This window comes from Streptomyces roseirectus, assembly GCF_014489635.1.
Classification (GTDB): Bacteria; Actinomycetota; Actinomycetes; order Streptomycetales; family Streptomycetaceae; genus Streptomyces; species Streptomyces roseirectus.
Window position 1 is genome coordinate 898,913 of sequence record NZ_CP060828.1, and the last position, 12,666, is coordinate 911,578.

The 12,666-nt window shown below is 74.6% G+C and carries 5 protein-coding genes and 1 pseudogene; 3 read left to right on the plus strand and 3 right to left on the minus strand.

The genetic code is table 11. The features are described 5' to 3' along the window. Nucleotides 1–8: 8 nt before the first annotated feature. A complete protein-coding gene (locus IAG44_RS03555; RefSeq protein WP_187745671.1) occupies nucleotides 9–398 on the plus strand; it encodes a hypothetical protein in 390 nt (129 codons plus the stop codon). Nucleotides 399–440: 42 nt separating this feature from the next. Here IAG44_RS03555 and IAG44_RS43200 read toward each other — a convergent pair whose 3' ends face one another. The 3 genes and pseudogenes from IAG44_RS43200 to IAG44_RS03565 all read right to left on the minus strand — a co-directional run bounded on the left by IAG44_RS43200 (nucleotide 441) and on the right by IAG44_RS03565 (nucleotide 3,645). Beyond that, nucleotides 441–1,583, minus strand: a complete 1,143-nt coding sequence (locus IAG44_RS43200) for a dihydrolipoamide acetyltransferase family protein (protein WP_246563635.1) — start codon at nucleotides 1,581–1,583, stop codon at nucleotides 441–443. Further along, a pseudogene (locus IAG44_RS43205) lies at nucleotides 1,560–2,519 on the minus strand (alpha-ketoacid dehydrogenase subunit beta); the annotation flags it as partial. The gene IAG44_RS43200 and the pseudogene IAG44_RS43205, both read right to left, overlap by 24 nt. 1 nt (nucleotide 2,520) lies before the next feature. Further along, nucleotides 2,521–3,645, minus strand: a complete 1,125-nt coding sequence (locus tag IAG44_RS03565) for a thiamine pyrophosphate-dependent enzyme (RefSeq protein WP_187745673.1) — start codon at nucleotides 3,643–3,645, stop codon at nucleotides 2,521–2,523. Nucleotides 3,646–3,893: 248 nt separating this feature from the next. Between IAG44_RS03565 and IAG44_RS03570 the strand changes: the two genes are divergently transcribed. Together IAG44_RS03570 and IAG44_RS03575 are read left to right on the plus strand one after the other, a co-directional pair. After that, nucleotides 3,894–5,195 carry a cysteate synthase gene (locus IAG44_RS03570; RefSeq protein ID WP_187745674.1) on the plus strand — a complete coding sequence of 434 codons (1,302 nt, stop codon included), beginning with the start codon at nucleotides 3,894–3,896 and terminating at the stop codon, nucleotides 5,193–5,195. A gap of 58 nt (nucleotides 5,196–5,253) precedes the next feature. Continuing rightward, on the plus strand, nucleotides 5,254–12,666 hold the full coding sequence (locus tag IAG44_RS03575; RefSeq protein WP_187745675.1) for a non-ribosomal peptide synthetase: 7,413 nt from the start codon (nucleotides 5,254–5,256) through the stop codon (nucleotides 12,664–12,666).

Below are 12,666 nucleotides of genomic sequence, written 5' to 3' on the forward strand. Positions count from 1 at the left end.
TTTCTTCCATGCGTGACGACGGGCGTCAGGGTCCGGTGATCAACCAGGGTGTCGTGCAGTACGGCGGCACCAGCAACGTCGGCAACCAGGCGCTCGGGCCGGGGGCGACGGCGTACTCGGGTGCGGTGTCCTTCCAGTCCTACGACGCCGGGCGGACCGCCGAACTCCTCGCCCGTGTGGAGGAGTTGCTTGAGGCCCACCGGTCGTCGCTGACCGATCCGGAGGGGACGAGTGTCGAGCTGCGGCGGCTGCGGGAGGAGTTGGCGGAGGACCGGCCCGAACCAGGGGTGTTGCGGCGGGCGTTGACCCGGCTGAACGATTTCGTCCAGCCGGTGACGCCGCTGGTGGTGGCGGTGGGGCAGCTCGCGCAGTCGATGCAGGGGATCCCGGGGTTCTGAGTCGGTCGGCGGGGCCTGGTCCCAGGTCCCGCTTCCCGTGTCTCAGGCCCCGCTTCCGGTCGCCGTGTCGCTTCCGGTCGCCGTGTCGATGACGTGCCGCAGGAAGCCCGCCGCCGTTCCTCCGTCGCAGACGCGGTGGTCGAAGGTCAGGGAGAAGTGGGCGACCTTGCGGATCTCGGCGCGGCCGTCGACCGCCCAGGGCCGGTCGGTGAGGCGGCCGACGGAGAGCATCGCCGTCTGGGGGTGGTTGAGGAGCGGGGTCGCGCCGTCGACGCCGAGCGGGCCGTAGTTGTTCAGCGTGAACGTGCCGCCCGTGCGGTGTTCGGCCGGGAGCGCGTCGCGGCGGGCGAGGGCGGTGAGGCGGGCGAGTTCCGCCGCCAGGGCCTCCAGGGAGAGGGCGTCGGCGTCGCGGACGACGGGGACGACCAGGCCGTGCGCGGTCTGCGCGGCGAACCCCAGGTTGACGTACGGGAGTCGGAGCGCCTGGGCGCGGTCGGTGTCGACGCGGGCGTTGAGTTCGGGGTGTTTCGCGAGGGCGGCCAGGCAGGCGTGGGCGAGTTGGGGCAGCAGGCCGATGCCGGTTTCCTCGCGGGTGGCGAGGAGGGGGGTGGCGTCGGCGTCGGCCCAGATGGTGACGGCGGGGGTGTCGCGGTGGGTGCGGAGGTATTTCTCGGCCGCGGGGTCCAAGGGGGCGGGGGTCGGGGGGAGTTGGGTGCGCGGGAGGGCGGGGAGGGTGTCGTGCGCGGCACGCTGCTCGGGCAGCACCGGCAGGGTGTCGTGCGCGGTACGCCGTTCGGACAGCACACTCGTCCGGCCGGTTCCGTACCCGGTGAGGACGGCGCCCGACTCGTCGTCCGCCGGCCGCGTCTCCGAGATCGACAGCAGGGGCGCGCCGACCTCGACGGTGTCGCCCGCGCGGCAGTGCAGGGCGGTGACCGTGCCGGCGTAGGGGCTGGGCAGGGCCACGAGGGACTTCGCGGTCTCGACCTCGGCGACGGTCTGGTCGTGGGTGATCTCGTCGCCGACGGCGACCTTCCACTCCAGCACCTCGGCCTCGGTCAACCCCTCGCCGAGGTCGGGGAGTTGGAAGGTGCGGACGGTGCGGGTGCCGGCCGGAACGGGCCGGGCGGGGCGCCGTGCGGTCACGGGGGCGGCGGGCAGGAGCCGGTGCAGGGCCGTCAACACCCTTTCCGTGCCGGGGAGATGGGCGTGTTCCAGGAGCGGCGGCGGGTAGGGGATGTCGAGTCCGGTCACGCGCAGGACGGGACCCTTGAGCGCGTCGAAGCAGCGTTCCTGGACGCGGGCGGCGATCTCGGCGCCGACTCCGGCGAACCCCTGTGCCTCGTGGACGATCACGCAGCGCCCGGTGCGGCGGACGGACGCGGTGAGGGTGGCGTCGTCGAGGGGGACGAGGGTGCGCAGGTCGACGACCTCCACGTCGATGCCGTCGGCGGCTGCCTCGCGGGCGGCTTCGAGGGCGACGGGGACGGACGGCCCGTAGGCCACGAGCGTCGCGTCGGTGCCGGGGCGGCGTATCGCGGCGGTGCCGAACGGCTGGGCGCGGTGCGGGAGTTGGACGTCGGCCTTGGTCCAGTAGAGGCGTTTGGGTTCGAGGAGGACGACGGGGTCGGGGTCGTCGATGGCCTCGCGCAGGAGGGCGTAGGCGTCCTCGACGGTCGCGGGGGTGACGACCTTCAGGCCGGCGGTGTGGGCGTAGTACGCCTCGCTGGAGTCGCTGTGGTGCTCGACGCCGCCGATGCCGCCGCCGTAGGGGACGCGGATGACCATCGGGAGGCCGAGCGCGCCGCGCGTGCGGTTGCGGAACTTGGCGACGTGGGAGGCGATCTGCTCGAACGCCGGGTAGGCGAACGCGTCGAACTGCATCTCGACGACGGGGCGCAGGCCGCTCATCGCGAGGCCGACCGCGAGGCCGACGATGCCGGCCTCGGCGACGGGGGTGTCGAAGCAGCGGTGGGCGCCGAAGTCGGCGGCGAGGCCGTCGGTGACGCGGAAGACGCCGCCGAGGCGGCCGACGTCCTCGCCGAACACGAGGACGCGGTCGTCGGCGGCCAGCGCGTCGCGCAGGGCGGTGTTGAGGGCCTTGGCCATGGTGAGGGTCATCTCAGCGCCTCTCCAACTCCACGCGCAGCGCGGCGCGTTGTTCGGTCAGGTGGGGGGTGGGGACGCTGTGGACGTGGTCGAACAGCGTGCGGGGGTCGGGCGTGGGGTCGGCGGCGAGGCGGGTGCGCAGCCGGGCGGCGTACTCCTCGGCCTCGGCGGCGACGGCGGTGACGTCGGCGTCGGTGAGCAGTCCGCGTCCGCGCAGCCAGGTCTCCAGCCGTGCGACGGGGTCGCGCCGGCGCCACAGGTCGGCCTCCTCGGGGGCCCGGTAGCGCGCGGGGTCGTCGGCGCTGGTGTGCGGGCCGACGCGGTAGGTGTGCGCCTCGATCAGCCAGGGTCCGCCGCCCGAACGCGCGTCCTGGACAGCCCTGTCGAGCACGGCGAGGACGGCGGGCGCGTCGTTGCCGTCGACCTGTTCTGAGCGGACGCCGTAGCCGATCCCCTTGTAGGCGAGGGCGGGTGCGGCGCTCTGTTCGGCGAGGGGGACGGAGATGGCGTACCCGTTGTTCTGCACGAGGAAGACGACCGGTGCCTTCAGCACGCCCGCCAGGCCCAGGGCTTCGTGGAAGTCGCCCTCGCTGGTGGCGCCGTCGCCGAGGAGGGCGAGGGCGACGGTGTCGGTGCCCTTGAGGCGTTCGCCGTGGGCGAGTCCGGTGGCGTGGGCGGCGTGGGTGGCGAGCGGGGTGCACTGCGGGGCGGTGCGGTGGCGCACGGGGTCGTAGCCGCAGTGGGCGTCGCCGCGCATCAGGGTGAGCGCTTCGACGGGGTCGATGTCGCGGCTGACGAGGGCGACGCAGTCGCGGTAGGTGGGGAAGAGCCAGTCGGTGGGGCGCAGCGCGAGGGCGGCGCCGATCTGGCACGCCTCCTGGCCGAGGCTGGAGGGGTGGACGGCGAGGCGGCCCTGGGTGGCGAGGGCGGTGGCCTGGATGTCGAAGCGGCGGCCGACGGCCATGCGCCGGTAGGCGGCGACGAGTCGTTCCGGGTCCGGGAGTTGATAGGCCGATGACGATTCCGAGGGGTCGTCTTTTCCGTCCCATGACAGAAAACGGACCGGAATTTGGGACGGTAGCCATCGCGAAGGGGAAAGCGGATTCCCCGCCTTCCCCGTTTCATGCGTGTCGCGCATTCAATCGCCGTCCTCTCGTCAAGGAGCACGCGCCCCGGGCTGCCATCCAGGACTAACACGCGCTCAGCACCACGTCTGAGAAGGGAAAATGAAGCGGAACTGAACATTCGACAGGTCTACACCACTGCGGCGCGGGTCACCGAGAATCAACCGACCGTTGGGCCGATGGACATGCGCGCTCCCCTTGCCCTTTGCGATGTCCCGGTTGCAATTGATCAGCGATGCACGGCCCTGCGGAAGGCATTGGAATGTCCGGAGTACACCCCCAGGTACCCCCGGTTGACCGGCACTACTGTCTCGTCTGCTCCTCCTGCGGAACGCGCTACGAGGACGACGGACTCGTCCTCGACTGCGCGCGTCCGCACGAACCGGCGTTCCTGCGCACCGAGTACGACGCGCCCTTCACCGGCCCCTTCGGCACCGGCCTGTTCCGCTACGGCGCGGCCCTCCCGGTGGCCCGGACGTTTCCCGGCGTGCCCGGCCCCGCCGTCCACCACGCCACACGGCTCGGCCGGCTGCTGGGCCTGGACCGGCTGTGGGTGGCGTTCAACGGCCACTGGCCCGAGCGCGGCGCCGAGTTGCCGACCTGCACGTTCAAGGACCTTGAGGCGTACACCGTGCTCGGCCGGCTGCCCGCCGAGCCGCCCACCCTGGTGATCCCGTCGGCCGGCAACACGGCCGCCGCGTTCGCGTGGGCGGCGACCCGCCACCGGGTGCCGTGTCTGATCGTCGTCCCCGCCCCGGCGCTGGACGGCATGCGCTTCCCCGGGCCGCTGGATCCGTGCGTACGGATCGTCGTCCTGGACGGCTCCGCCACCTACAGCGACACCATCGCCTGCGCCGAGCTGCTGTCCGCGCTGCCCGGCCACCACGCGGAGGGCGGCGCGCGCAACGTCGGGCGCCGGGACGGCCTCGGCACCGTGATGCTGGCCGCCGCCGACGCGATCGGGCGCCTGCCGCAGACGTACGTGCAGGCGGTCGGCAGCGGCACGGGTGCCCTCGGCGCGCACGAGGCGGCCCGCCGCGTCCGGGTGGACGGCGAGCCGCTGCCGCGCCTGATGATGTGTCAGAACGCGCCGTTCGCCCCGCTGTTCGAGGCGTGGCACGGCACCGGCACGGCGCCGGCCGACCGCGAGCACGAGCCATTGGCCCGTGAACTCACCAACCGGCGGCCCCCGTTCGCCGTGCGCGGCGGGGTGCGGGAAGCGCTCACCGAGAGCGGCGGCGATGTCCTGCGCGTGGACAACGGTTCCGCGCTCGCCGCGATGGCCCTCTTCGAGGAGACCGAGGGCATCGACATCGAGCCCGGCGCGGGCGTGGCCGTCGCCGCCCTCGCGGAGGCCGCCCGCACCGGGCGGATCGCGCGCGACGAACTCGTCCTCCTCAACATCACCGGCGGCGGCCGCGCGCGCCAGGCCCGTGACCTCACCCTCGTGCCGGCCGAGCCGTGGCTGCGGGTGCCGTGGCCGGGCGGACAGAACGGGCCCCGGCTGGTCGCGGAGCTGGTGGCCCGGCAGTTGTCGTACACCCCTGCCGGGGCGGCGAGTTGACGCACCCGCTCCCCCGCCGTACGTCCCCCCACTTCGACTCCCCCACCGGAGCCCGCCGATGACCGCCCCGCGCGAACTGACCGCCGCCCAGCGTTCCATGTGGTTCGGCCAGCGTCTCGACGACGGCACCGCCGCCTACAACGTCGGCGAGTACACGGAGATCCACGGCCCCGTGGACCCCGAACGGCTCACCGACGCGGTACGGCGGGTCGTCGCCGCGACCGAGACCCTGCGCTCGCGCTTCACGGCGGACGACGACGTACGCCTCGTCGTCGACCCGGCGCCCCGATGGGCCATGCCCGTGGTCGAGTTGGCCGATCTGGAGGCGGCGCGCGCCTGGATGGCGGCGGACTTCGCCGTCCCGTTCGACCTGGGCCAAGGTCCCCTGTTCCGGTACGCGCTCCTGCGGCTGGGCGCCGGGCACTGGATCTGGTACCAGGCGTACCACCACATCGCGGTGGACGGCTTCAGCTGCTCCCTGATCGCCCGCCGCGTCGCCGACGCGTACTCCGCGCCCGCCGCCCCGGTTCCGCCCGCGCCCCTCGCGGTCCTGGCCGACGCCGACGACGCCTACCGCGCGAGCGAGGCGTACGAGCGCGACCGCGCCCACTGGACGGACGCCCTCGCCGACCGGCCCGCCCCGGTGGGCCTCAGTGGGCGCCCGCCGCAGGTCACCGCCGGTTTCCTGCGCCGCACCGGTCATCTCCCGCACGCGGCGGGCGAGTTGGTGCACGCCGCCGCCGAGGGGTCCGGCACCCGCTGGTCGCGCGTGGTCCTCGCGGCGACGGCCGCCTACGTCAGCGCCCTGACCGGTGCCCGGGACGTCGTCCTCGGGCTCGCGGTGACCGGCCGCACGGGCGAGGCCGAACTCGCGACGCCGGGCATGGCGTCGAACGCGCTCCCGCTGCGGCTGCCGGTCCGGCCGGACGCCCCGGCCGCCGACCTCGTGCGCGAGGCCGCCCGCGCCACCCGTGACCTGCTGGCCCACCAGCGGTACCGGGGCGAGGAGTTGCGGGCCGCGCTGGACTGGCCGCAGGACGGCCGGCGGTTCTTCGGGCCGGTCGTCAACATCATGGCGTTCGGGCCGGAGTTGAGGTTCGACGGGCATCCGACGACCCGTCACAACCTGTCCACGGGCCCGGTCGAGGACCTGGCGGTCAACGTCTACGACCGCGCGGACGGCGACGGCATCCGCGTCGACCTCGACGCGAGCCCCGCGCACTACACCGACGCCCGACTCACCGCCCACCACGGCCGTTTCCTGCGCTTCCTGGAGCGGTTCGCCGAGGCCGCCACGACCGACACCCCCGTCGGCCGCGTCCCGGTCACGCTCCCCGGCGAGGACTCCCGTCTCGACGGCAGCGCCCCGCGGCCCGACCACGCGACCGTCCCGGACCTCGTCGCCCGCACCTCCGACGCCCCGGCCCTCGTCCACGGCGACCGCACCACCACCTACCGCCAACTGCACGCCCGAGCCAATCAGTTGGCCCACCGTCTCCTGCGCCACGGCATCCGCCCCGAGGAGCGCGTCGCCGTCCTGCTCCCCCGCTCCGACACCCTCCTCGTCGCCCTGCTGGCCGTCCTCAAGGCGGGCGGCGCCTACGTCGGCCTCGACCCACTCAGCCCGAATGCCCCCGCCGACACCGGCGCCCGGCTGCTCCTGACGAATGGCGACGGCGCGGCGGACTCCGGTCTGTGTGTCGTCCGCGTCGACGACCCGACGCTCGCCGACGAGCCGGACACCGACCCCGTCGTGCCGCTGTACCCGGACCAACTCGCCTACGTCAGCTACACGTCCGGCTCCACCGGCGCCCCGAAGGGGGTCGCCGTCACGCACCGGGACGTCGTCGCGCTGGCCGGTGACTCGGCGTTCGGGGGCGGGGCGCACGCGCGGGTGCTGGTGCACTCGCCGACGGCGTTCGACGCGTCGACGTACGAGATGTGGGTGCCGCTGCTGAACGGGGGCACGGCGGTGGTCGCCGGGCCCGGTGAGGACGTGGACGCGGGCGCGGTGGCCCGGCTGACCGCGCGGCACGGGCTGACGGCGCTGTGGCTGACGGCCGGTCTGTTCCGGCTGGCCGCCGAGGCGGACCCGGCGTGTTTCGCGGGGCTGCGGCAGGTGTGGGCGGGCGGCGAGGCCGTCCCGGCGGCGACTGTGCGCCGGGTCCTGGCCGCGTGCCCGGGGCTGACCGTCACGAACGGCTACGGGCCGACCGAGACGACCACGTTCGCCACCGCCCGCTCCTGTGCCGACGCCGCGTCGGTGCCCGAACTCCTGCCGATCGGCGGCCCGTTGGACGGCATGCGCGCCTACGTCCTGGACGGCGCGCTGCGTCCGGTGCCGCGTGGCACGGCCGGTGAGCTGTACGTCGCCGGGGCCGGTGTCGCGCGCGGCTACCTCGGCCGTCCGGCGGCGACCGCCGAGCGTTTCACCGCCGACCCGTACGGGCCGCCCGGCGCCCGCATGTACCGCACCGGGGACCGTGTGCTCCTCACCACCGAGGGGGAGTTGGAGTTCCACGGGCGCGGTGACGCGCAGGTCGAGCTGCGCGGGGTGCGGATCGAGCCCGGCGAGGTCGAGGCCGCGCTCACCGCGTGTCCGGGGGTCGGTCAGGCCGTCGTGCTGGTCCGTGAGGAGCGGCTGATCGCGTGGGCGGTCACGAACGAGGATCCGGCCGTCCTGCGCGCCCGGCTGGCGGACCGGCTCCCGGAGCACCTGGTGCCGTCGGCGATCGTCCCGCTGGCCGGGCTGCCGCTGACGGCCCACGGCAAGGTGGACCGGGCCGCGCTTTCGGCACCGACGGCCTCGGCCGGCGCGCGCACCCCGCTGGAGTCGGCGCTGTGCGGTCTCTTCGCGGACGTGCTGGGGCTGCCGTCCGTGGGCCCCGAGGACAGTTTCTTCGCGCTCGGCGGGAACTCGCTGCTCGCGCTGCGCCTGGTGGGCCGCGCGCGGGACGAGCTGGGGGTGCGGCTGACGCTGCGGAACGTGTTCGGGGCGCCGACCCTGGCCGCTCTGGCGGAACGTGTCGCGCCCGCCGAGGCCGCTGTTCCCGCGCGGCCTGCCGCACCCGCCGTCTCCCGGCCCGTGCCGGGTGCCGTGCCCGACGAGGCTCCGCTGTCGTCGGCCCAGCGCCGGCTGTGGTTCCTGGACCGGCTGGAGGGCGCGGGCGCCGCGTACCACATCCCGCTGGCGGTACGGCTGACCGGCCGCCTCGACCAGGACGCCCTGCGCGCCGCCCTGGCCGACCTGGTGGAGCGGCACACCGTCCTGCGGACGGTCTACCCGGACACCGACGGAACACCGCGCCAGCGCCTGCTGAAGGCGGTCCGGCCCGAGCTGCACGGCGGGACGACACTGACGGAGGCGGCGAGCCGGGAGTTCCGCCTGTCGGACGACATCCCCTTCCGCGCCCACCTGTTGCCGGACGGCCCGGACTCCCACACCCTCCTCCTCGTCCTGCACCACATCGCCGCCGACGGCCAGTCCATGCGCCCCCTCCTGCGCGACCTGGCGACCGCGTACAGCGCCCGCCGGGAGGGCCGCGCCCCGGCGTGGGCGCCGCTGCCCGTGCAGTACGCCGACTTCGCGGTCTGGCAGCAGAACCTGCTGCGGGACGGCGAGTTGACGGGCACTCAGCTCGCGTACTGGAAGGAGGCGTTGGCCAATCTCCCCGACGAGCTGCCCCTGCCCACGGACCGGCCCCGCCCGCCGCGCGCGACGCATCGGGGCGGTGACGTCCCGGTCCGCTTCGACGGGGAACTGCACGCCCGGATCCGGGAGTTGGCCGCGCGGACCGCGACGACGCCCTTCATGGTGGTCCAGGCCGCCTTCGCCGCCCTGCTGACCCGGCTCGGCGCGGGCACCGACATCCCGCTCGGGACGCCGGTCGCGGGCCGGACGGACGGCGTCCTCGACAACCTGGTCGGCTGTTTCCTCAACACGCTGGTCCTGCGCACCGACACGTCCGGCTCCCCCACCTTCCGGGAGCTGCTGGGCCGGGTCCGGGAGACGGACCTCGCCGCGCACGCGCATCAGGAGCTGCCGTTCGAGCAGGTGGTGGACGCGCTCAACCCGCCGCGCTCGCTCGCCCGGCATCCGCTGTTCCAGGTGATGCTGGCGTTCCGGCCCGGCGACACCGACCCGCACCTCGTCCTGCCCGGCCTGACGTCCGAGCCGCTGCCGGTGGAGACGGGCGCCACGAAGATCGACCTCACGCTCAACCTGGGCGAACGCGGCACGTCGGGCGGCATCGAGGGCATCCTCCAGTACAACGCCGACCTGTTCGACCGGGGGACGGCCGAGGCTCTTGCCGTCCGGCTGGACCGGCTGCTGCGGGCCGCCGTCGCCGATCCGGACCGGTCCATCGGCGCGCTGGACCTGCTCGGCGCGGACGAACGGCTCCTGCTGCTGGAGGAGTTCAACGACACGGCGCGTGCGGTGCCGGAGGCGACGTTCCCCCGGGTCTTCGAGGCGCGGGCGGCCGAGGTGCCGGACGCGGTGGCGGTGACGGACACCTCGGTGAGCCTGACGTACCGTCAACTCGACGGTCGGGCCGAGTGGTTGGCGCGGGCGCTGGTCGCGCAGGGGGCGGGTCCGGGGCAGGTCGTCGCGTTCTGTCTGCCCCGGTCGGTCGAGATCGCCGTCGCCGTGCTGGCGGTGCTCAAGGCGGGGGCCGCCTATCTGCCGCTCGACCCGGACCATCCGGCGGAGCGGACGGCGTTCCTGCTGGCCGACGCGCGGCCGGTGTGCGTGATCGCTCACGAGTCAACGGGCTTCGATCTCCCGGTAGTCGCCCCGGACGCCGAAGGCCCCGAGGTCGAACTCCCCGAGGCGCGGCCCGCCGATCCGGCGTACCTGATCTACACCTCCGGCACGACGGGGCGGCCCAAGGGTGTCGTCGTCGAGCACCGCAACCTCACCAACTACGTGGCGCGTTGCGCGCGGGCGTACCCGAGTCTGCGGGGTGCCTCGCTGCTGCACGCGACCATGTCGTTCGACGCGACGGTGACGACGCTGCACGGGGCGCTGGCGGTCGGCGGGCGCGTGCACATCGCGGCCGTCCACGAGGCGGGCGCCGAGCCGCTGCCCGGCGGGTACACGTTCCTCAAGGCGACCCCGAGCCACCTGGCGCTGCTGCCCGCGCTGCCCTACGACCTGTCCCCCGCCGAGGAGTTCATGCTCGGCGGCGAGGCCCTGGTGGGCGAGGCGCTGCGGGCCTGGCGGCGTGAGCACCCGGGCGTCCGGCTGGTCAACCACTACGGGCCGACCGAGCTGACCGTCGGCTGCACCGACCACCGCATCGAGCCAGGCGACGACCTCCCGTCCGGTCCCGTGCCGGTGGGGCGGCCGATGTGGAACACCCGCGCGTACGTGCTGGACGCGTGGCTGAACCCCGTACCGGCCGGTGTGGAGGGCGAGTTGTACGTGGCGGGCGCCCAGGTCGCCCGGGGGTATCACGGGCGGCACTCGCTGACCGCCGAGCGGTTCGTCGCCGACCCGTACGGTCCGCCGGGCACGCGGATGTACCGCACGGGCGATCTGGCGGTGTGGCGCGCGGACGGCGCGCTGGAACTGCGCGGGCGCGCCGACGGCCAGCTGAAGGTGCGGGGGCTGCGGATCGAGCCGGGCGAGATCGAGGGCGTGCTGACCGCGTACGAGGGCGTGGAGCAGGCGGCCGTGGTGGTGCGCGAGGACCGGCCGGGGGTACGGAAGCTGGTCGGGTACCTGGTCGGGACGCCCGGGGACGACGTACGGGCGTACGCGGCGGGGCGGTTGCCGGAGCACATGGTGCCGGAGGCGTTCGTCGTGCTCGACGCGCTGCCGATGACGCCCAACGGCAAGCTGGACCGGGCGGCGCTGCCGGCGCCCGCCGTGGAGACGGGGAGCCGGGCGCCGCGCACGGCGGCGGAGGAGGCGCTGCGGGGCCTGTTCGCCGAGGTGCTGGGGTGCGCGCCGGACCAGGTCGGTGTGGACGACGGGTTCTTCGACCTCGGCGGCGACAGCATCGCCTCGATCCACCTCGTGAGCCGCGCCCTCGCGGCGGGGTTCGGGCTGAGCCCGCGTGACGTGTTCGAGCACCGGACGGTCGCCGCGCTGGCGGCGGTCGCGGTGAACCGCCCTGTCACGGCACGCCGTTCGGGCTCCCCGACCGGCCCCGTGCCGCTGACCCCGGCGATGTGGCGGCTGCGTGAACGCGGGGGCCCGGTCGGCTCGTTCAGCCAGTCGGTGCTGTTCGTGCTGCCCGCCGGGACGGACGCCAAGCGGCTCCAGGACGCCCTGGACGCCGTCGTGCGCCACCACGACGTGCTGCGGATGCGGGTGGCGACCGAGGGCGACTGGACGGCGCACATTCCGCCGGCCGGTGACGTGTCGGTGCCGCTGGAGCGGGTCGCGGACCTGGCGGCGCTGCTCGACGCTCCCACGCCTCGACTGCGGCCGGACGAGGGCGAGTTGGTGCGGGCGCTGTGGTGCGAGGGCAGGCTTTTGCTGACGGTGCATCACCTCGCGGTGGACGCCGTGTCGTGGGGCGTGCTGCGCGACGACCTGGCCGCCGCGTGGCGCGGTGAGCAACTGCCGCCGTGCGGGACGCCGTTCCGGGAGTGGGCGCGCCGGCAGCAGCGGGACGCGGTGGCGCGGGCGGGTGAACTCGACGTGTGGCGCGGGGTGTTCGCCGGGTTCCCGGTCCTCGACCCGGTGCGGGACGTCGTGGGCTCGATGCGGCACCTCACCCGTGAACTGCCGTCCCCGCTGACGGCGCAGGTGTTGACGGAGGTGCCCGCCGCGTTCCACGCGGGTCCCGACGACGTGCTTCTCGCCGGGCTGGCGCTCGCCTTCGCGCGGGTGCGGCGGGAGCCCGCGGTGCTGGTGGACGTCGAGCGGCACGGCCGTGAGGGTGCCGAACTGGCGCGCACGGTCGGCTGGTTCACCAGTGTCGTGCCGACCCGGCTCGACCTCACGGGGCTCGATCCGGCGGACGCCGGGCAGGTGCTGCGGGCGGTGAAGGAGCAGGTGCGGTCGGTGCCGGACCGGGGTGTCGGGTACGGCCCGCTGCGGCACCTCAACCCCGAGACGGGCCCGGTGCTGGCCGCGCTGCCCGCGCCCCGGGTCGGCTTCAACTACCTGGGCCGCACGGCCGTCGAGCCGGTCGCGGACTGGTCGTTCGCCCCGGAGAAGCTGTCCGGCGCGCTGTCCCTGGGCGCCGCGCACGACCCTGAACTGCCGGTCGCGCACGGCCTGGAGGTGACGGCCGTGGCTGGCGCGGACGGGCTGCGCACGACGTGGTCGTGGGCGCCCGGTGCCTGGTCCGAGGCCGAGGTGGCGGCGCTCGCCGAGGCGTGGCACGAGGCGCTGGCCGTGCTGGCACAGGCCGGTCCGGCGGGCGGTCACACGCCGTCCGACCTGCCGCTGGTGTCCCTTTCGCAAGCCGAGATCGACGAACTCGAAGCCGAGTTCGGGAACGAGTGGAGGTAA